This is a genomic window from Tenacibaculum singaporense, assembly GCF_003867015.1.
Lineage (GTDB): Bacteria > Bacteroidota > Bacteroidia > Flavobacteriales > Flavobacteriaceae > Polaribacter > Polaribacter singaporensis.
The window spans coordinates 2,336,590-2,359,216 of record NZ_CP032548.1; the positions used below are offsets into that span (position 1 = coordinate 2,336,590).

Sequence of the window (22,627 nt, forward strand, 5' to 3'; positions counted from 1 at the left end):
AGCTCTAAGCTCCTTTTAATCTATTTTCTTTTAAAATTTCTTCACCAAATTGATGACACAACTCCAAGGTTTCTTTCACATCATCCATAGTTGTTTTTGGATTTATCAGACACATTCTAAGCACTACTTGCTTATTTAATATTGTAGTTACTAAAAACGCTTCCCTTGATTCCATTATCTTTTGAGAAATTTTCTGATTTAATTCATCAATTTCTTTTTCTGATAAGTTTAGTCCAATAGGATTATATCTAAAATTAATTACTGCCAACGTAGCTGGTGAAATAATTTCCCAATTTCTACTTTTTCGTAACATTTTTTCTACGTCATCAGCTAATTGGATGTTGTAAGTAACAGCTTCTTTAAAAGCATCTAGTCCATATGTTTTAATAGACATATAAAACTTTAAGGCTCTAAAACGTCTTGTTAACTGGATTCCATAATCGTAAAAGTTAATCTCAGATTCATTTCCTTCAATATCACGTAAATATTCTGGTTTTTCACTAAAAGTACCACTTAACCAAGAAGCATCTTTTACTAATAAACATCCAATTTCATAAGGTTGGTAAAACCACTTATGTGGATCTACAGTAAGAGAGTCAGCTCTTTCAATTCCTCGTAAAGCTTTTGCTCCTTTTTCAGCTAAAATAGCTGCTCCACCATAAGCTCCATCAATATGAAACCATAAATCTTCCTCTTCACAAATGTCTGCTATTTCATTTAAAGGATCTACAGTACCTGTGTTGGTGGTTCCCGCAGAGGCGATGTAACAAAATGGTTGTAACCCTTCTAGTCGGTCTTTTGCTATAGCATTCTTTAGTTTGTTTATACTTATTCTAAACTCTAAATCGGTTGGTAAAATTCTAATTTGCTCTTTTTTAAACCCTAAAACGCGAATTGCTTTAATATTTGAAGAGTGTGCCTGATCAGACAAATAAATCACCGCTTTAGAAAAGTCATCACCACATTTTAAGCGTCTTGCTGTAACCAAAGCTGTTAAGTTTGCCATAGAACCACCACTCGTAAAAATTCCCCCTCCTTTTTCAACAGGGAAATTATACATTTTTAGTAACCAGTTCATTGTTACAATTTCTAACTCAGCTGCTGCTGGAGAAACCATCCATCCACCAGAAAAAATATTGAATCCAGTAGCTAAACTATCAGCCATAGTACTGATAAAATTACTAGGTCCTGGAACAAATGAATAAGCTTTAGGGTGAGAAATAACTGTACTGTTAGGTATTACATTATCCATTACAAAATCTAGTACCTTTTCAGCAGGCATACCATTGTTTGGGGCTTCTTGTAAGAAAATACTATCCATTTCTTTTCTAGAAGCACTAGCAACAGGCTTTTTTTGCTCTAAAGTAGCCCAATGTTCTGCAATTATATCTACAATTTTATATCCGTAAGACTTCATCTCTTCTTTTGATAAATCAAAATGAGCGCTCATATCTTTATAATTTTTTAATTTGCTACAAAATTAACCATTTACTAAATGACAACCTTTTATTTATCTTGATAATTTTATTTCTTTATTAAGATTTTGGCATATTCTTTTCATTATTTTTGTGCATTAAATCGTATTATTTTGAAAAAACTATTTCTACTAACTTTTATATTATTTTCTGTTGTAAGTTTTTCTCAAACAAAAAAAATCAAAATCCTTTCTACCGAACTAAGTACTGCAGATGAAAGTAAGTACCCTGGAGCTACTATACTGATAGGAAAAGTTAAAATGTCACACGAAGGTGCTACTCTAGACTGTAAAAGAGCATTGCTTTATAAAGACAAAAACTTATTTAAGGCCATTGGTGAAGTAATTATTGAACAAGGAGATAGTATTATTCAATACAGTGATTTTGCTACTTATAACGGAAATACAAAAAAGGCAAAATCTTGGGGAAACGTAGAAATTAATGATAAAGAAATGACGTTAAAAACTGATACGCTTCATTTTGACAGAATCAACCAAGTATTATACTACCCTAACGGAGGAACTATCCGTGATACAAAAAACACTTTGAAAAGTGTAAAAGGAACCTACCTTTTAAGAGAAAAAAAGTTTACTGCCCAGTCTAAAGTAACAGTTGTAAATCCTGAGAATCATTTAGAATCTGACCATTTAGATTATTATACCAATACAAACTTGGCTTATTTATACGGACCAAGTACCATTACCAATTTAAAAGATAGTACTAAAGTATATTCTGAAAGAGGCTTTTACGACACGAATACTGATGTTTCTTATTTTGTAAAACGCGCAAAACTGTTTTTAAAAGAAAGAACTGTTTCTGCTGATAGTTTGTATTATGATAAACGAAACGGTTTTGCTTCAGCAACCAACAATATAAAAGTGGTAGATACTGTACAAAATATGGTAGCTAAAGGAAATTATGCTGAATTATATGAACATAAAGACTCTTTATTTATTATTGATAGGGCCGTTGCCATTTCAGTATTAGAAAAAGACTCTATGTATGTAGCAGGCGACAAAATTTTACTTACTGGAAAACCAGAAAAACGTATTGCCCGCATTTTTAACAACGTAAAAATATTTAAGTCTGATTTACAAGGTAAATGCGACTCTATTCATACCAGTCAAGAAACAGGGTTAACCAGAATGTTTAACAGACCTATTTTATGGTCTAATAACAGTCAAATAACAGGTGATAGTATTCAGTTACTTACCCATAAAGAGAGTAATAAGTTAGATTCTTTAAAAGTATTACAAAATGCATTTATGATTCAACAGGATTCTATTCATAAAGATAACTTTAATCAAATTAAAGGAAGAAATATTTATGGTAAGTTTGAAGATGATGATTTACGAACCATGATGGTTAAAGGGAATGCAGAGTCTTTATACTACAGTAACAACGAAAAAACACAAGAATTAGAAACAATTACCAAAGAAATTGCAAGTGATATTGAATTCATTTTAGAAGATGGAGAGATTATTCAAACTACCTATTTTAAAAAGTCTGAAGGAAAAACATATCCTCCCTCCGAATTCCCTTCTGAAGAGAAAAAATTTAAAGGTTTCTTATGGCGTGGTGACGAACAGCCTAAAACAGTAGAAGATATTTTTGTAAAAGATTCCAGTTCTACAACTTCTTCAAAAACAAAAAAACAACCTGATGTTGTAAAAGAAGCTAGAGAGCAGTTTATTAATGAAACTACAAAAAAGAAAGAGAACCAAAAAAAGCCAAACCTCAAAGAATTAAAATAATTTCTGTGAAAGACGATTTTTTTAAATATCAAGGGCAAACAACCCCACATCCTTTAGCTATTGAAATTTCACATGCCAAAGGAAGTTATATTTATGATAGCAACGGAAAAGCGATGTTAGATTTTGTTGCAGGAGTTTCTGCAAATAGTTTAGGACATAATCACCCTAAAGTAAATGAAGCCATAAAAAATCAATTGGAACAATATACACATGTAATGGTGTATGGTGAGTTTATACAAAAACCACAATTAGAATTGTGCAAAACATTGGTAGCTACCTTACCTCCTAGTCTATCGTCAGTTTATTTGGTAAATTCTGGTACTGAAGCTACTGAAGGTGCTTTAAAATTAGCCAAACGTTTTACAGGTAGAAGTGAAATTCTTGCCGCTAAAAATGCGTATCACGGAAATACACAAGGTGCTATGAGTGTTTGTGGTGCCGAACAACAAAATCGTGCATTTCGTCCATTAATTCCAGGAAGTAAGTTTATTGAATACAACAACGAAATAGATTTAGAAAAAATAACGTCTAAAACAGCTGGTGTTATCCTAGAAACCATTCAAGGAGGTGCAGGATTTATCGAACCTAAAAATGATTACTTATTAAAAGTAAAACAACGTTGTGATGAAGTTGGTGCCTTGTTAATTTTGGATGAAATCCAATCTGGAATTGGACGTACAGGGAAATTTTGGGGATTTGAAAATTATAACGTTACTCCAGATATTATCATCACGGGGAAAGGTTTAGGTGGCGGAATGCCAATCGGCGCTTTTATTGCTTCTTTTGAAGTAATGGATTGTTTAAAAGAGCACCCAAAATTAGGACATATTACTACGTTTGGAGGGCATCCTGTTATTGCAAGTGCTGGTTTAGCTACCGTACAAGAAATTACTACTTCTAACTTAATGGAAGAAACCTTACGAAAAGAAAAAATTATTCGTAATAAATTTAAAAACCACCCTGCTGTTAAAGAAATTAGAGGAAAAGGATTGATGCTAGCTCTATTGGTAGATACACCAGAAGTAGCCTCACAAGTAATTTTAAACTGTTTAGACAAAGGACTAATTTTATTCTGGTTACTTTTTGAAGGAAAAGCAATTCGTATTACACCTCCATTAACTATTTCTGACGAAGAATTAGAAAAAGGGTGTAATCTTATTTTAGGAGAGTTGGATAAACTGTAGTTGAGTTAATATTTGTTATTATTTATACAGCTTATTGTAGACAATTCCTTATCATTCTACTTTGAGTTCTCTTACCTTACGATTCTTGATATTTAATGATTTTTGTTTTATCCAATTAACAGAAATATCAATTGGTTCTGCTTTATTTGTGTTATGATCTAGCGATGGAAACAAAACATATTCAAAAGGTTTGTTTTGTAATTTTAACGTGTTAAGATGTTCAATACACATTTTTACAGGAATTTGAATATCTTTTTCTCCAAAAAGCCAAAGACCAGGAATTGAAAGTTCTTTTAAAGTATCTTTAGGGTCAGTAGCTTTAAACTGATATCGGTCAGGATCATTCTTAATATGTTCACGTGCGTCTTCTTCTGTATGATTTTCCCAAAAATCTGTTCTACCATTTGTATAAAACTGAAATCTTAATTGTTCAAGTGTAGTTATTGTAGGACTGCTGAATAAAACCATAAACTCTACCAAAGGGTTATTAGTTGCAGTAATAGGAATTATCCACCCTGCTTGACTCGCACCTACTAGACCAATAGGCAAATTTTTCTCTTTTTTATGGATTACATTAACAGCAGCGCTTGCATCTTTTGCCAACAAGTTTAGATTTTCAATACTTATATTATTTGTCCCTACTTCAGGTCCCGCATAAACTCCTCCAGACTCTCCTACTCCTCGTTTATCATAAGTCAATACCAAAATGCCTTTTTGAGCTAAAAGTTGAGCAAATTTAGCCATTCGAGGTACTCTGTCAGAACCGTGAACAATCACAACGGCTGCGTATGGATATTCAGGACTGTAAATTGTACCTACCAGCTTAATTCCTTCACTCTCAAAAATTACATTTTCTGTTTTTATAGGTACTATTGATTGATTCATCTCTTGAGAAGATGTTGTATTCGATGACTCTATTTGAGAGAATGAGTTTCCCAAAAACAAAAAGCTAAAAAGAATAATTAATGATTTTTTCATATTGTGAGTAACGTTTTTTTTAAAAGACAATAAAATTAATTAATTGTTACACAAAATTTAGTGAAATATGAGTAATTAATTTTGAAAGTCCTCCCAAACAAAAACTTACTAGGATTTTAAGAAACAAGCAAGTACAAGCAATTACTTATAGCCATTATTATGCGCTTTATTTTTTAGCAATATAGTTGTATTTTAGAAACTGTCAAAAAAGGTTTTCTTAAAAAAAGAACAACTTTTCTTGTTTTTTAGAACATAATTTATACATTTGACTCAATGTTAAACAACAAAAGACATATTATCTCTATTCCAGCTGTAAATATTACGGCTTCTTTTGTTGGCACTACAACTACAATTACTACTACAACCCTTTAGGGGTTATTTTTCTACATATCATTTCCGTATATATTTATTTTTTCAAAAGACTTGAAAACAGATAAATAGCTTAAAAAATCTTATTTTTAATTTATTATTCATTTTAAAATGAACGTTTTAAAATTTGGTGGTTCATCGGTAGCCAACCCTCAAAACATAGAAAAAGTAGTACAAATCATTGCCAATGCATCTGTAAACAGTCCACTTATTGTGGTAGTTTCTGCTTTTGGAAAAACAACCAATAAACTCATTGCATCGGCAGAACAAGCTGCTCAAAACAATACTAACTACCTTGAAAACTACCAAGAAGTTGAGCAATTGCATTTTGAAGTAATTGAAAAATTAGTTCCTGATAATCAGCAAGAAGAAGTCAAAACATACATAACATCGCTTTTTAAGCAGTTAAAAACCTTGTTAGAAGGTTGTTTGTTACTAAACGAAATTACATCCAAGACTTTAGCTACCATTAGTGGTTTTGGTGAGTTGTTATCATCTTATATCATAGCAAGTATAGCTAGTAAGCTACTCGATGTCGTATATAAAGACAGTAGAGAATTAATCATCACTTCCAACGCTTTTGATAAAGCACAAGTTGATTTTCAGCTAACCAATGCCAATTGTAAAGCCTATTTTGACAATAATAAGCACCAAGTAACTTTGTTACCTGGATTTATAGCTCGTACAAAAGAAGGAAAATCAACTACTTTAGGACGTGGAGGTTCCGATTATTCTGCGGCTATTTATGCCGCTGCTGTCAATGCTGATGAATTACAAATATGGACAGATGTTAGTGGTATGTATACTGCAAATCCGCATATGGTAAAGCAGGCATTTCCTATTCCACATATTTCGTATCAAGAAGCCATGGAATTATCACATTTTGGGGCAAAGGTTATCTACCCTCCTACCATTCAACCGGTGTTGGAAAAGGAGATTCCTATTCGAATAAAAAATACATTTGAACCCGAAAATGTAGGAACACTCATTTCTAAAATTACAGAAAACGGAAAACCTGTAAAAGGAATTTCTCATATCGAGAATATTACCTTACTAACACTAGAAGGAAGTGGCATGGTAGGCGTTTCTGGCATTTCTAAACGTTTGTTCGAAACTTTATCTACACACAATATCAATGTGGTATTAATTACACAAGCTTCTTCAGAACACTCTATTTGTGTGGGTATTTATGATGAAGATGCTGAAAAAGCAGCTTTAAAAATTAACGAAGCTTTTGCCTTTGAAATAGAGCGTCATAAAATAGACCCGATTATTGTAGAACAAGGCTTGGCAATTATCGCTTTGGTAGGTGATAAAATGAGAAATCACCAAGGACTAAGCGGACAAATGTTCAGCTCTTTAGGCAAAAACAACGTAAATATTCGTGCCATTGCCCAAGGTGCTTCAGAAAAAAATATTTCTGCTGTTATCAATAGTTCAGATGCCAAAAAAGCATTGAATACGCTGCATGAGCAGTTTTTTGAAGAAAAAGTAAAACAATTAAACTTGTTTGTTACGGGTGTAGGAAATGTGGGTGAACGCTTTTTAGCGCAAATCCATCAACAAAAAAAGTACTTAAAAGAACAGTTAAAACTGAATGTGCGTGTTGTAGGGATTTCCAATTCTAAACAAATGGTTTTTGATGAAGGTGGTATCAGCTTAAAATCATGGAAAGAGCAATTGCAAAACGGAGAAGCGAGTTCATTAGAGCGTTTTTTTGAAAGAACAAAAGCGTTAAACCTTCGTAATTCAGTTTTTATTGACAATACGGCTAATCAGAAAGTTTCTGAAATATACGAACACTATTTAGCCAATAATATTGGGGTGGTTACTTGTAATAAAATAGCTTGTGCTTCTGAATTAGATAATTATAAAAAGTTAAAGCACATCTCAAGAAAGTACAGTGTTCCATTTTTATTTGAAACCAATGTGGGTGCTGGTTTGCCTATTATTGATACGCTTAAAAACTTAATTGCTTCTGGTGATCGAGTACATAAAATACAAGCCGTGTTATCAGGTTCTCTAAACTTTGTTTTCAATAATTTTAATGAGAATACTTCATTTCACGATGTGGTACAACAAGCACAAGAACAAGGATACACCGAACCAGATCCTAAAATTGATTTAAGTGGTGTTGATGTGGCCAGAAAAATATTAATTCTTGCTCGTGAAAGCGGTTATGATTTAGAGCTTTCAGGGATAGAAAACAATTCGTTTTTACCTAAAAAGAGTTTAGAAACTACCAATAATGATGATTTTTATGCTTCTTTGACTGAGTTTGAGGCGCAATTTCAACAATTATACAAAGAAGCTGCCGATAAAAATTGTCGCTTAAAATATGTTGCTGAATTTAATGATGGAAAAGCAAGTGTTGGCTTACAACACATTCCGTTTGATCATCCTTTTTATAATTTAGAAGGAAGCGACAACATCGTATTGTTTTTTACAGATAGGTATCCTGTAAATCCGCTACAAATAAAAGGAGCTGGTGCTGGTGCTGAAGTAACTGCTTCAGGAATTTTTGCTGACGTGATACGAATTGGAAATCAATAGTGTATGGAAAAACGTTATCAAAATATTATACAGGTCTATAACAATGTAGCACAGGCGTATCAAGATAAATTTGCCAATGATACCGTGTACAATCATAGTTATGATCTCCTTTTAAAGCATATAGAACCGACTCACCATAATGTGTTGGATGTAGCTTGTGGTTTTGGAAAGATTACGAATTACCTCTTACATCACAACCCTGCACTTAGTATTTTAGGAGTGGATGCTGCTGAAAATATGGTGGATTTAGCAAAACAAAACAATCCAAAAGCTTCATTTAAAGTACTAGATTGTAGAGAAATTAACAGTTTACAACAAGGTTTTGATGTTATTATCTTCGGATTTTGTTTTCCGTATCTTACCAAAGAGGATGCTCTAAAACTTATAAAGGATGCCGCTACGATATTACATCCAAACGGATTACTATACATCAGTACCATGATTGGAGATTACAAAAAAGACTCTCGTATCACTGCTAGCTCAGATGGAAAAAACTCAATGTTTATCCTTTATCATGAACCAGAATACTTGATTGAAGCTCTAGAAGCACAAGGATTTAAAATTTTAGAAAATTACACCAAACTATATCAAGAAGGTGGTGATACCGACTTGTTTTTAATCGCAAAAAAATGAACTATTTAAAAATATTTTCACCTGCAACTGTAGCCAATGTTTCCTGCGGATTTGACGCTTTAGGTTTAGCGCTCGAAACGGTTGGTGATACTATGACTTTTACCAAAACAGCTACAAAAGGTGTAAAAATTACCCAAATAACTGGGGCTGATTTACCATTGGATCCACAAATAAATGCTGCGGGAGTAGTCGCTTTAGCGATGTTAGAAAAACATCCAGTTGATTTTGGTATCGACATCACCATTCACAAAGGATTTACTCCTGGAAGTGGTTTAGGAAGTAGCGCTGCCAGTGCTGCCGGAGCTGCTTTTGGTATAAATCAATTGTTAGGGAACATTTTCTCCCCTCTTGAATTGACACAATTTGCTATGTTAGGAGAAGAAGCCACTTGCGGAACTCCGATAGCTGATAATGTTTCTGCGGCTATTTATGGTGGATTTACATTGGTACGTAGTTACGAACCTTTGAGTATAGTAAAGATTCCTGTACCTGCTGATTTAAAAGTGGTGGCAATCCATCCTCAAGTTGAAGTAAAAACCAAAGATGCCAGAGAGGTATTGCCGAAAGAAGTTCCTTTAAAAGATGCAGTTACACAATGGGCCAATGTTGGCGGATTGATTAGTGGATTGTATACCAACGATTATCAATTAATCGCAGACTCTTTAACAGATATCATTGTTGAACCTGCTCGTAAACATCTGATTCCTCATTTTGATGAAGTGAAGCAGCAAGCAATTAAGGCAGGGGCTTTGGGGGCAGGAATTTCAGGTTCTGGCCCTACAATTTTCACTTTATGTAAAGGGGATGCAACTGCTGAAAATGTTTATAAAACCATTCAAAACACGTATCAAGACAAACAAATTGATTTTAACATGATTCTTTCAAAAATCAACACAAAAGGAATTAAAATTTTAGAAACTAACTAATATTAAATGTTCACTAAGCGTAGTCGAAGTGAAAAACAAACACAAAATTATGAACTATTATAGTCTCAATCATACATCACCTAACGTTAGCTTTGAAAAAGCTGTAGTAAACGGATTAGCTCCAGATAGAGGATTGTATTTCCCTGAAAACATAACTCCATTACCTAAAGAATTTATTGAAAACATTGATGAGTATTCTAATGAAGAAATTGCGTATGAAGCCATTAAACAATTTGTAGGTGATGAAATTCCGCAAGGCATTTTACAAAAAATCATCAAAGAAACCATCAATTTTGAGTTTCCTGTGGTATCTATTGAAGAAAATATCGGTACACTAGAATTATTTCACGGACCTACCATGGCTTTTAAGGATGTGGGAGCTCGTTTTATGGCTCGTTGCTTGGGGTACTTTAATCGCGATAAAAATCAACAAGTAACCGTATTGGTAGCTACTTCAGGCGATACTGGAGGTGCTGTTGCTAATGGATTTTTAGGAGTAAAAGGTGTAGATGTGGTCATCCTCTACCCTAGCGGAAAAGTAAGTGATATTCAAGAGAAGCAATTGACTACTTTAGGACAAAACATTACTGCTTTAGAGGTTGATGGTGTTTTTGACGATTGTCAAGACATGGTTAAAACTGCTTTTTTAGATGCTGAAATCAATCGTACGTTAACCTCAGCAAATTCTATCAATATTGCACGTTGGTTACCGCAAATGTTTTACTTTTTCTTTGCCTATAAACAAGTTTATAAAAAGCATAAAGAAATAGTTTTTTCGGTACCTAGTGGAAATTTCGGAAACATTTGCGCAGGAATTATGGCGCAAAAACTAGGGTTACCTATCAAACATTTTGTGGCTTCGACCAATGTAAATGATACTGTTCCTAATTATTTGACTAGTGGTGAATACCACCCTAAACCATCTAAAGCAACCATATCGAATGCTATGGATGTTGGGAATCCGAGTAATTTTATCAGAATTCAAGAATTATTCAATAACGATTTAGCGCTTTTAAAAACTACATTTTCTTCTTTTTCTTTTTCTGATGATGAAACTCGTGAAGCTATGAAAAGTATTTACAAGAACTCTAATTATATTGCTGATCCACACGGAGCTGTTGGATATTTAGGTTTGAAAAAATACGGATTACAAAACGAGTTTGGAATATTCTTAGAAACAGCCCATCCTGTAAAGTTTTTAGATGTTGTTGAAAATGTATTAAATGTAACTGTTGAAATTCCACCTCAAATAGTATCCGTAATAGATAAACAAAAAGAAGCTATACAAATTAGTTCCTATCAAGAATTGAAAGATTTTTTAAATGCTTAATAAAAAAAAATGCCTCACATGTGAGGCATTTTAAATTTCTATATAATTCTTTTATAATTTGCTCTTTGCTTCTTGTAAGCCTTCTTTCATAACTTCATTAAATTGAGAGTTTGGATAGTCTTTTATCCCTCTTTCAAAATACTTGCTGGCATTTTTATAATCCTTATACTTTAAATAAAATTGTCCTAACCTGTTTTGCCAGTATGCGCTTTTATATCTATTGGTTTCTAAAACGTCTTTAAATTCTTCCATAAAAAAACTGAAGTATTTAAAGTTATCACGTTTCCATGCTAACCAAATCAATGCGTTTTTCGTGCTATTATCTATTTTTCCGTCACCACCAAAACGTTTAGCTCTTTCTTTGAAATAAGATTTTAGATAAGGGATTCCTCCTGCTTTTTCATAGGCATCAATACTTTCAAACACCAATGAATCGTAGTTGTGATAATAATACATGATTCCCTTGTACATAGCTAAATGAGGCATTGTTTCATGTACCTCATCATTAAACAACTCATACTTCCAAAGTAAATTTTTAGGATTGTGCTTTTTTAATATTTTATTAAACTCTTCTGTAGATTCAATATAATATATATCTCTTTTAGAATTAGCCATGTATAAATACATATCACTATCTGATTTAAAATTTTCAACTAGCTTTTCAGAAGCATAACCTCCATCCGTTATAATTGCTCCTTGAAATAAATCGTTTTCCTCTAAAATAAGTTTACTTATATAATATGCAGCAGCCTCCCAACCATAAATAACACGTTCGTTCGTAGTTCTAAATTTATCATCTATAAATTTGATTACTTCGTCTTTTAAAAAAGAGGTGAACTTTTGTCTCTCTCTATTAAATAATGTTCTTCTTAAAGGATTTTCATTTTTTATTCCTACAACAATCATTTCTGGAATTGCTCCAGGTGTTCTCAATGATTTCTGAATAGCTACACCATTGGTAAAAAACCACTGACCATCTAAAATGTACAAAACAGGATATGCTTCTTTTGAAGTAGTATAACTATCGGGTAAATAAACCTGAATCTCTCTATCTTGATTTAAAATAGTTGATTTAATAGTATAATTAGTTCCTATGGTTACCTTTCTTTCTGGTGTTTGAGAAAATAAATAGAGGGACCAAAATAAAGTGAGTAATAGCGTAATATGTTTAGTCATTTGATAAAAAGTTTAAACTCAAATGTAAAAATATGATTGCCATATAATTAACATTTGAGCTTTTTTATAAATACTTTAACTAAAATTAAAGCTCTATCACATTATCTACTAAATTTTCATCATTTCTAGTTCCATAAGGATCTATCGCAATATAATTAGGCTTTTCATTTACTATGAACGAAACTTCTATAAGTTCTCGGTTGATTTGTTTAGACTCATAAGACAACACAGTACTATTATCTTTTACTTGCGAAGGATGCGTTGTAAAGATTCCTATTTTTATAGGTTCATTAATACCAATTTCTTTAGTCTCTCCGTTTTCTATTGTTTCAAAACGTTTCGCTTTTATTGTTGCTTTAACTTCATAGGTTCCATCAAATAACTCCTTATACGAACTTTTTTCTACAGCTATATCGTAAGTAATTACTTTTTTAAACCAATCATTTACCAGGTGATGATATTCTTTAGGAGTAGCCTTATATATTTCCTCAAGTAACTCTATTGTATGTGCTTTAGGAGTGCTATCTAATCGGTGTTTTTCTGTAATGTTTTTTAAAACCTGATTTACTTGTTCCTCTCCTAGTAAATCTCTCAATGCCATTAATACGGTATAAGCTTTACCATAAGAAATATAACCTTCTTCTTGTACTTTATAAATTGGAGGTTCAGGATTTCCTCCAAATGCTCTTCCTAAAAAGTACCTTCGTCGTGCATCTTCAGCTAGTTCGTATAAAGCGCGCTTTCCGTACATCTTTTCCATCACAACAGCTTCAGTATATTTTGCTAATCCTTCCACTAATAAAGAACCTCCTGCAACTGGTTTGGCTGTTAATGTATGTCCCCACCATTGATGAGCCACTTCATGAATCGTTCTTTTAGCGACTAAATTAAAGGTGTTTTCATCTCGTATATCTGACAAATACAGACGATCTTCAGTCATGCTAATAACTCCCGGATGTGCAAATCCACCAAATCCCCAATGTGAAGGCACTTCTGCTATACGCACATAATTAAAATTATATGAACCAAAGTTCTCTTGGCAATACGCTAAAGCTTCTTTTGCGCTATTTTCAATTGTGTTGATATTAAAACTATGACTCGAATTGTAATACTGTTCTATTGCAATTCCGTTATATGTTGTTTTTTGAGTTTGATATTGTGCCGAAAAATAAGCTGCTACAGGAAATATTTTACCTTTTGATTTGTAGTGGTAATAGTTTCTATTATTCTCAGACCAAGTTCGTAGTAATTCTCCTGAGCTTATAGCTGTCTGATCGTTACTTGTAGATACAACCGTTTCAAATTGTATTTTCTCATTTTTTATATCTTCTAATGCTATATGTGAATCTGAACTATCTTCTTCTTCACGTTTAGGTAAACCTCTCTTTTTGCGTTCAATTCTATCCCTAATTTCCAATCCTGAAGCATACCCTATAATAGGTTTAAAATTCCTAGATGTAATATAAGTTCCGTTATGAACAATACTTTTATCTTCCTCATACCCTTTCACTTCTTTTTCTATAGTAAAAGTATATTGTACTGAATCGTTAGGTTGTAATTTCTTCTTAAAATCAAACACATAGGCTCCATTCACCGTATCTTTTACAATCAAACGAGTGTTTTCTATATTGATGTGTTTTACAGGAATTCTTTCTGTTATTAATAATTTAGATAAAGCTTTATTACTCTTGTTCTTTAAAACATAGTTCGCTTTGATAGTATATTTTCTTTTCTTCGGAAAAATAGCTACTTCTGTTTTTTGTGAAATTGGATATAACTTTTCTAATGTTTCATACTGTTTATACGTACGTTCATAGTTTTCACTAAAATTTAAGTTATCATTATTGGTTTGATAATCAGAAACAATATTTGTGTTGTAAAACACTAAGCTTGCAGCACCAATAATCAATAAAGAAAATGTTGAAAACAATATTTTTTCTGTATGATTATATCCTTGTTTCAGTTGTTTTAACTTATATGAAAACCCTTTTATCATCCCTCTATTCCATATTTTAAAAGCTAATAAAACTAACAGGATACCAATGCTCAACCAGTATAAAGTCAAATCATTAAAAAGTTTAGCATTTTTACTGTATATAGCCATATCTCCAAAAGTTACTCTAGGCATAAAACCTAAACTTGTTAGAGGATGTTCTAAGCCTAAAAGATTTGCTTTCATATTTACTATAACTAACAAACCAAAAGCTCCCATTCCTACATACTTGCTTTTAACTATACTATTTATAAACACGGCTAGCATAGCGTATATAATAAGCTGTAAACCATAATAGTAAAACATAGAAGCATACATACCAATGTTTATACTTTCAAAACCTAAACTAATTTGAAAAGCAATACACATAAATATTCCCAAAGCAATTAGTAACATAGGTAATAATGACAAACTGATAAACTTAGCTGTAAAAAACACCCAATTTTTGGTTGGAGCAGCACCAATAATTAAGTTGAAATTTACGCTATGCTCTCTCCAAACAATTTCCGAACCATAAAAAATTAGTAACACTAGCCCGAAAAAGGTTAACGGACTTGTTATAAGTTCTATCAACTGATTTGTTAATGGGTATATACTTACTCCATACTCGCGCCCCTCTACAACGTTTGCATACAATTCAGAAAAAACAATTATCAACCAAATAGTTATAATTACTAAAAAAGGTAAGCTTTTAAACACACTTTTTAATTCTAATCGAATTAAAGACAAAAGCGACTTTATTTGTGCTGTAAAACCATATATTCCCTTTATTGGTTTATAAGAAATTAGTGGTCTTGTCTCATTTTTTAGTGTTTTCTCTTTCTTTACTTTCTTCGTAATTTTCCTAAAAGAAAAGCTCTTGTAAGTAATAAACAATATCCCTACAGAGAGAACTATCCAAAGTATTCTATTCCATAAAAACAATCCTGAAAAAGAAAGCAACTGCGTATTTTTTTGATAAGCGGTCCAATATTGAGTTTGTTCAAAAAAAGCGGCTATTCCAAAAGAATCTGCTATTGCAGCTACCGACATCATTTCAGGTGATGCAGGAACAGATTGTGCTAATAATGGTGAGTTTAAGAAAATAGAACTTACAAAATATAGCATATAAATACATACTGCACTTGCATAAGTAGCAATACTATTTTTAGTTAGAACACTTACTGAGAATATTAAAGCAGTACAAATAAAAATATTAGGTAATACTAAATACAACCAAGGTTGTAAGTAGTTAAGTAGATTGAAAGCTCCTAACCTTTCCTCATCTAAACCCGAAAAATGATTTCCAAAAATATAACCAATAATAAAAGGAGAAAAAGCCAAGACACTGAAAATGAAAGTACCCAAAAAACGACTCCAAAAGTAATTAACCTTTGTTATTGAAGAACTATAAATTAAGCCTTCCATGTTATGTTGCTTATCTCTTAGAATAGCAGTCACCGTAAAAAACATGATGATAAATACACTACCTAGAGTAAAAATACCTGCATGAAAATAAACTTGATAAACAGAATTGAAGTTTACTCCTGTAGGCGCATAACCTTGACTCCCCGTAAAATAGCCTAATCCTAAAAATAATATTGAAAATATTGGAAAGGCTCGTTGTTTTAATTGATAATACGTTTCAAATTGTAATAATTTCTTAAACATAGACTAGGCTTTTTTATGGTGAAACAAAGTAGTGAAATAGTAATCCTCTAAGTTTGGAGTAATTCTTTCAAATCCATTTGGTAATGTAGTTTCTGAAAAAACTCTTATCTGTGTTTCGCCTGATACTAATTTGGTTGAAATTATATCATATGTCTTTTTATAGTGTTTAATATCATTTTTAGCTATAATTTTAGTCCAAATATTGTTTTGAATACTCGCTACCAACTCTTTTGGATTTCCTTGAGATATAATTTGTCCTTCAGATAATATTGCCATTTTCGTACACAGGTTTCTAACATCTTCTACTATGTGTGTAGATAAGATGACTATCACATTCTCTCCTATTTCACTTAAAAGATTTAAAAAACGATTGCTTTCTTCTGGATCTAAACCAGCAGTAGGCTCATCTACAATAATTATTTGAGGATTTGCCAACAAAGCTTGCGCAATTCCAAAACGTTGCCGCATTCCTCCAGAGAACGTATGTACTGCTTTTTTTCTGTGTTGGTATAGGTTTACTTGCTGTAATAAAGAAGTTACTTGCTCTTTTCGCGCTGAGTTATTAGTAATACCTTTCAAAATGGCTAAATGATCTAACAATCTTTCGGCTGATATTTTAGGGTATACACCAAATTCTTGAGGTAAATACCCTAAGTGTTTTCGTATTTCTTCTGGCTTATTGATAATATTACAGTCGTTAAACACAAGCTCTCCAGAAGAAGGCTCTTGTAAAGAAGCGATAGTACGCATTAAAGAAGATTTACCTGCTCCATTGGCACCTAACAAGCCAAACATTCCGTTCGAAATTTTTAAGTTAATTCCGTTTAATGCTTTAACTCCGTTAGGATATGTTTTTGTAAGATTTCTAATTGTTAATGTATTCATATGTGGTTAGGTATTTGTTTTCTACAAATCTCCAATACCTTACCTTTCTGATAAATTAAAAATGATATATCAGCTTATTTTTAACACACATAATATTTATTTAAGTACTAACTAAAACTCAACTAAAAAAGCTACTTGTTCATCTAAAAAACAATAGTGTTTGTCAATATAATTGTGAGAACAATTTTACATGAGTAATTTTGAAGTATGATTGATTTTTTAAAGAAATACAAAGCTTTTCTTATTGGCTTTTTAATTATAATTCCATTATTTATTTTATTGGATTACATAAATGTTCTAAATATCCCCAATGACCAGCCAGTTGAGGTTATTGTAATTACTGTTTTTTGGGCGTTAGTTGTAGGATTACCCATACATAATTATCAATATTTAAAAAGGAAAAAGAAAGCTGTAATAGGTATTACTGCTCTTTTTGTGCTATTTTTTATTACAATAGTTATTGATTCTTTTATGAAGCTCCCAGATAATCCAATCACATTTATTTTATTAATAATATTTTGGTGTGGATTGGCTTATTTTTTAGTACCTAACTTCATTAAAAAATATTGGAAATTCATAGCCCTTCTATATACACCATTACTCTTATACTTTTTTTATCTCAGATTATTTTCTGGTGATTTAGAAGCTTATTTAAAAGTAAAACAAGAAACTCCTTTTTATATATTCTTTTTACCTATTCCTATTTTCTTTTTTCTTTGGATTTTTGAACAATGGAAATGGGTACAAGAGTTAAAAAAAGAAAAATCTAAAACTGAATTATCATTATTAAAAACACAAATAAATCCTCACTTTTTCTTCAACACATTAAATAACTTGTACGCGCTTACAGTCAAAAATTCCCCTCAAGCACCAGAAGTTATTTTAAAACTATCTGACATGATGCGCTATACCATTTACGATGGAGAAAAAGAAACAGTAAAAATTTCAGAAGAAATTGAATACTTAAATAATTACATCGAACTTCATAAAATCCGATATAAAAAGTCTGTAGAAATCACCTTTAATCATGACATTGATACTAATTTAAATATTCCGCCTCTACTGTATATAATCTTACTTGAGAATGCCTTTAAGCACGGTATAGAAACACTAGCTGAAAATGCTTTTATACATATCAATTTATATGAAGACAATAATTTTATTTACTTTGACATAGAAAACAATTTTGATGCTAGTGAACTCAATAATTCTAAAGGAATTGGATTACAAAACCTAGAGCGAAGATTATCTTTGCTATACAACCAACAACATGAGCTCAGTATTAGTTCTAAAAATAATATCTATAAAACACAGTTAAAAATACCAAAGCATGCTTAAATATATAATTATTGATGATGAGCCTTTAGCTCATGAAATTATAACAGAATTTTGTAGCATGCTCCCTCATGTTCAATTAGTAAAAAGTTGCTATAATGCTATGGAGGCTATGCTATTTCTAAATGAACATACTGTTGATTTTATGTTTTTAGACATCAATATGCCCAAATTGAAAGGCTTAGATTTTTTAAAAACACTTTCAAATCCACCTAAAACTATTATCACTACTGCCTACAAAGAATATGCACTTGAGGGATTTGAACTCAATGTTGTAGATTATCTTTTAAAACCTTTTAGTTTTGATCGTTTGGTAAAAGCTGTAAATAAAGTATCTGATACTGTGTCTACTAAAACAATCAACAAAGAAAGTATACAGACAAGTCAAATCAATACTCGTATTTTTATCAAAGGAGATAAAAAACACCATCAAGTTGATTTAAATGATTTGTTATTTATAGAAGCTTACGGAAACTATACTAAACTATTTTTAATAGATGAAATGATTGTAAGCCACGAAAAGATTTCTCATTATGAAACTATCTTAAATGAAAACAATTTCCTAAGAGTACATAAATCGTTTATTGTTGCTGTAGATAAAATAAAGTTTATAGAGGGGAATCGTATTATAATTCATGAGCATAAGGTTCCTATTGGTCAAACCTATAAAAGCCTAGTTAGTAAACTTTACAACTAACATCTATTTTATTTTTCTTTTATCTCTTTTATTTTCATAGATTTATGCATCAACAAAACCATTTACATGCATATATCTTCAACAGTTACACGTCTTTTTGATTTCCCATATCACCAACTAGAAAACTATCCACAACAACATTGCTTAGTTTCAAAAGAGAATAATGAATGGAAAAGTATTTCTACTAAAAAATATATTGAAGATGCTAACATCATAAGTAAAGCTTTATTAAGTCTTGGAGTGAACCCAGGAGATAAAATAGCGGTAATTACTTCTGTAAATCAACCAAAATGGCATTTGTTAGATATTGGAGTTATGCAAATTGGTGCAGTAAATGTTCCTTTATACCCTACTTTTTCAGAAAAAGATTATGCATATATCTTAAACCATTCTGATAGTGTGTATTGTTTTGTTTCTGATGATGAACTCTATCAAAAAGTAATCAAAATTCAAGGACAAACACAGCTCAAAAAAGTATTCACTTTTGAAGAATTAGATGTAGATTATGGGTGGAGTTCTTTCTTAAGTCTTGGTAACGAAACAGCTCTTCAAACAAAAGTAAACGAATTAAAAGAGTCTATAAACCCATCTGATTTAGCTACCATTATCTACACTTCTGGTACCACAGGTACCCCAAAAGGAGTAATGCTCTCTCATAATAACATTGTTAGTAATGTTTTTGCTGTTGGAAAAAGACTTAATCTACAAGGCAATCAAAAAAAAGTGATAAGCTACCTTCCTATTTGTCACATTTTTGAACGTGCCGCCTCTTATTATTGTCAATATATGGGCTTCGAAATTCATTTTGCTGAGAGTATTGATAAGGTTGGAGATAATTTACGGGAAATTCAACCTCATTTTATGGCTGTAGTTCCTCGATTATTAGAAAAAGTTTTTGATAAAATTATAGATAAAGGCAGTAACTTATCTGGTCTAAAAAAAAGATTGTTCTTTTGGGCATTACAATTAGGTGAACAATATCAACCCTATAAAGCAAACGGTTGGTGGTACGAATTCAAGCTTTCTATAGCTCGAAAACTTATTTTTTCTAAATGGAAAGAAGCTTTAGGAGGACAATTAGAATTTATGCTAGCAGGTAGCGCTCCAACTCAAGCTAGGCTTGTAAGAATCTTTACTGCGGCAGGCATTCCTGTTTTTGAAGGCTACGGACTTACCGAAACCTCTCCTGCAATTTCTGTTACCGATATGCGAAACAATGGATTTAAAATAGGAACTGTTGGGAAGGTAATTGAAAATGTAACTGTAAAAATAGCTGAGGATGGGGAAATTTTAGTGAAAGGACCTAATGTAATGATGGGCTACTATAAAGATTCAGAAAAAACTAACGAATCAATTATAAATAGCTATTTCCATACAGGAGACATTGGAGAACTAGACAATGAAGGATTTTTAAAAATTACGGATCGAAAAAAAGAAATCTTCAAAACTTCTGGAGGTAAATATATAGCTCCTGCTATCTTAGAAAGTGAGTTGAAGAAATCACGTTTTATAGAGCAAGTTATGGTAATTGGTGAAGGCGAAAAAATGCCAGCCGCATTAATTCAAGTTGCTTCTGAATTTGTTCAAGAATGGTCAAAAAGACACAACCATACAATTGCGGATATTACTACAGATGAGAAACTACTCAAACGAATTCAAAAAGAGATTGATATTTGCAATGAAAAATTTGGGAAGTGGGAACAAATAAAACGCTTTGAAATCACTCCTGATGAATGGACGACCAATTCGGGTCATTTAACTCCGACATTGAAAATGAGACGAAAAATAATCTTAGAAAAATACAATAGTTTGTGTCAAAAAATATATAATCCTCAATAAATCAACCAGTAAACTACAACTTGTGCAATCGAGGTATTTTTCATACTTTGCAAAGCCCAAAAATTTGAACATATGTCGATTGAAATTACGCGTCTTTTTGACTTTCCTTATTATCAACAAGAAAAATATAAATTAGATAAAGCATTTACCACAAAAAAAGATGGAAAATGGCAGTCTATTTCAACAAGTGAATATATTAAACAAGCTAATGCTATAAGTAGAGGTTTGTTACGATTAGGAGTACAACCTAACGATAAAATTGCTGTAATTTCAACTAATAATAGAACTGAATGGAATGTTTGTGATATTGGAATATTACAAACAGGAGCTCAAAACGTTCCTATCTATCCAACTATTTCTAAAGAAGACTACGAATATATTTTAAACCATTCTGAAGCTACTTATTGTTTTGTTTCTGATAATACCATTCTAGAAAAACTAAATCAAATAAAAGCGAATACTAAGCTAAAAGAGGTTTTTACTTTTGATGATATCCAAGGAGAAAAAAGCTGGCAAGAAGTTTTAGATTTAGGAAAAGATGAAAGCAATCAGAATGAAGTTGAAGAGCGTAAAAATGCTATTCAAACTGATGATTTAGCTACCTTAATTTACACCTCTGGAACAACAGGACGTCCAAAAGGAGTAATGTTAAGTCATAAAAATGTAGTTTCAAATGTACTGAGCAGTGAAAAACGTGTTCCGCTAGAATATGGCCAAGGAAGAGCTCTAAGCTTCTTACCTGTTTGCCACATCTTTGAACGTATGATTTTGTATTTATATCAATACTGTGGTATTTCTATCTATTTTGCTGAGGCTATTGATAAATTGAGTGAAAATGCTCAAGAAATAAAGCCGCATGTCATGACTGCAGTGCCAAGGCTGTATGAAAAGATTTACGATAAGATTTATGCCAAGGGAGCTGATTTAACAGGAATTAAAAAGAAGTTATTCTTTTGGGCGATAGAATTAGGTTTACAATACGAGCCTTATGGAGCTAATGGATGGTGGTATGAAAAGAAACTAAGCATTGCCAGAAAACTTATTTTCTCAAAATGGCAAGCCGCTTTAGGTGGAGAGTTAAAAATTATGGTTTCTGGTTCCGCTGCATTACAACCACGTTTAACTAGAGTATTTACAGCCGCTGGAATGCCTGTAATGGAAGGTTATGGTCTTACTGAGACTTCTCCTGTAATTGCTGTAAACGATATGCGTGATGGTGGGTTTAAACTAGGAACTGTTGGTAGACTGATTGACGGTGTTGAGGTTAAAATAGCTGATAATGGAGAGATTTTAGTAAAGGGACCAAACATAATGCAAGGATATTATAAAGATCCTGAAAAAACTGCTGAAGCTTTACAAAACGGATACTTCCATACAGGTGATAAAGGTGAATTATGTGAAGATGGTTTCTTAAAAATAACCGGACGTACCAAAGAAATGTTTAAAACGTCTGGAGGTAAATATATTATTCCACCATTATTAGAAGGTCAATTAAAACAATCTCGCTTTATTGAGCAAGTTATGGTGATTGGTGAAGGCGAAAAAATGGCTGCTGCATTTATTCAACCAAACTTTGAGTTTGTACGTGAATGGGCACAAAGACATAACGTTACTGTAGGAGACAATAAAGACTTGGTAAACAACCCTAAAGTAATAGAACGAATTCAAGAAGAAGTAGACTATGCCAATACTAAATTTGGTAAGTGGGAAACTATTAAAAAGTTTGAATTAACTGAAGAAGAATGGTCTATTGATGGAGGACAACTCACCCCTACCATGAAAATGAAACGAAACATTATCAAAGAAATGTATAAAGACTTATACGATAAAATTTATAGAGACTAATCGTT

General features: G+C 32.1%; 15 protein-coding genes. 10 read left to right on the forward strand and 5 right to left on the reverse strand.

Annotation, left to right across the window (positions count from 1 at the left end; translation table 11 throughout):
* Positions 1 to 4: 4 nt before the first annotated feature.
* A complete protein-coding gene (locus tag D6T69_RS10405) occupies positions 5 to 1,450 on the reverse strand; it encodes a pyridoxal phosphate-dependent decarboxylase family protein (RefSeq protein WP_125067671.1) in 1,446 nt (481 codons plus the stop codon).
* A 138-nt stretch (positions 1,451 to 1,588) separates the two neighbouring features.
* On the opposite strand from D6T69_RS10405, the gene D6T69_RS10410 reads away from it, so the two are divergent.
* Positions 1,589 to 3,229: an OstA-like protein gene (locus D6T69_RS10410; protein WP_125067672.1), complete on the forward strand. Its 1,641-nt coding sequence runs from the start codon at positions 1,589 to 1,591 to the stop codon at positions 3,227 to 3,229.
* A gap of 5 nt (positions 3,230 to 3,234) precedes the next feature.
* Positions 3,235 to 4,413, forward strand: coding sequence for an aspartate aminotransferase family protein (locus tag D6T69_RS10415; RefSeq protein WP_125067673.1), 1,179 nt, complete (start codon positions 3,235 to 3,237; stop codon positions 4,411 to 4,413).
* Between the two features lie 51 nt (positions 4,414 to 4,464).
* Here D6T69_RS10415 and D6T69_RS10420 read toward each other — a convergent pair whose 3' ends face one another.
* Positions 4,465 to 5,391, reverse strand: coding sequence for an alpha/beta hydrolase family protein (locus D6T69_RS10420; protein ID WP_125067674.1), 927 nt, complete (start codon positions 5,389 to 5,391; stop codon positions 4,465 to 4,467).
* Positions 5,392 to 5,871: 480 nt separating this feature from the next.
* On the opposite strand from D6T69_RS10420, the gene thrA reads away from it, so the two are divergent.
* From thrA to thrC, 4 genes are read left to right on the forward strand one after another with little or no spacing between them, the layout of a single operon-like run.
* Positions 5,872 to 8,313, forward strand: coding sequence for a bifunctional aspartate kinase/homoserine dehydrogenase I (thrA, locus tag D6T69_RS10425; RefSeq protein WP_125067675.1), 2,442 nt, complete (start codon positions 5,872 to 5,874; stop codon positions 8,311 to 8,313).
* A 3-nt stretch (positions 8,314 to 8,316) separates the two neighbouring features.
* The gene (locus tag D6T69_RS10430; protein WP_125067676.1) at positions 8,317 to 8,946 is read left to right on the forward strand and encodes a class I SAM-dependent methyltransferase; all 630 of its coding nucleotides are present in this window, start codon (positions 8,317 to 8,319) and stop codon (positions 8,944 to 8,946) included.
* A complete protein-coding gene (locus D6T69_RS10435) occupies positions 8,943 to 9,872 on the forward strand; it encodes a homoserine kinase (protein ID WP_125067677.1) in 930 nt (309 codons plus the stop codon). Before D6T69_RS10430 ends, D6T69_RS10435 begins: the two co-directional genes overlap by 4 nt.
* Positions 9,873 to 9,921: 49 nt before the next feature.
* Positions 9,922 to 11,202, forward strand: coding sequence for a threonine synthase (gene thrC, locus D6T69_RS10440; RefSeq protein WP_125067678.1), 1,281 nt, complete (start codon positions 9,922 to 9,924; stop codon positions 11,200 to 11,202).
* A 51-nt stretch (positions 11,203 to 11,253) separates the two neighbouring features.
* Here thrC and D6T69_RS10445 read toward each other — a convergent pair whose 3' ends face one another.
* From D6T69_RS10445 to D6T69_RS10455, 3 genes are all read right to left on the reverse strand, one after another.
* Complete coding sequence (locus D6T69_RS10445; RefSeq protein WP_125067679.1) at positions 11,254 to 12,378, reverse strand: alpha/beta hydrolase-fold protein; 1,125 nt, start codon at positions 12,376 to 12,378, stop codon at positions 11,254 to 11,256.
* 85 nt (positions 12,379 to 12,463) lie between these two features.
* Positions 12,464 to 16,021, reverse strand: a complete 3,558-nt coding sequence (locus D6T69_RS10450) for an ABC transporter permease/M1 family aminopeptidase (protein WP_125067680.1) — start codon at positions 16,019 to 16,021, stop codon at positions 12,464 to 12,466.
* 3 nt (positions 16,022 to 16,024) lie between these two features.
* Entirely contained in the window at positions 16,025 to 16,906 is an 882-nt protein-coding gene (locus D6T69_RS10455; protein ID WP_125067681.1) for an ABC transporter ATP-binding protein, read from the reverse strand.
* A 207-nt stretch (positions 16,907 to 17,113) separates the two neighbouring features.
* Here D6T69_RS10455 and D6T69_RS10460 point away from each other — a divergent pair, with 207 nt between their 5' ends.
* The 4 genes from D6T69_RS10460 to D6T69_RS10475 all read left to right on the forward strand — a co-directional run bounded on the left by D6T69_RS10460 (position 17,114) and on the right by D6T69_RS10475 (position 22,622).
* Entirely contained in the window at positions 17,114 to 18,244 is a 1,131-nt protein-coding gene (locus D6T69_RS10460; protein ID WP_125067682.1) for a sensor histidine kinase, read from the forward strand.
* Positions 18,237 to 18,938 (forward strand): LytR/AlgR family response regulator transcription factor, encoded by a 702-nt coding sequence (locus D6T69_RS10465; RefSeq protein ID WP_125067683.1) that lies wholly within the window; start codon positions 18,237 to 18,239, stop codon positions 18,936 to 18,938. Before D6T69_RS10460 ends, D6T69_RS10465 begins: the two co-directional genes overlap by 8 nt.
* A 66-nt stretch (positions 18,939 to 19,004) precedes the next feature.
* Positions 19,005 to 20,777 carry an AMP-dependent synthetase/ligase gene (locus D6T69_RS10470; RefSeq protein ID WP_125067684.1) on the forward strand — a complete coding sequence of 591 codons (1,773 nt, stop codon included), beginning with the start codon at positions 19,005 to 19,007 and terminating at the stop codon, positions 20,775 to 20,777.
* A 72-nt stretch (positions 20,778 to 20,849) separates the two neighbouring features.
* On the forward strand, positions 20,850 to 22,622 hold the full coding sequence (locus D6T69_RS10475; RefSeq protein ID WP_125067685.1) for an AMP-dependent synthetase/ligase: 1,773 nt from the start codon (positions 20,850 to 20,852) through the stop codon (positions 22,620 to 22,622).
* The last annotated feature ends 5 nt before the right edge of the window (positions 22,623 to 22,627 follow it).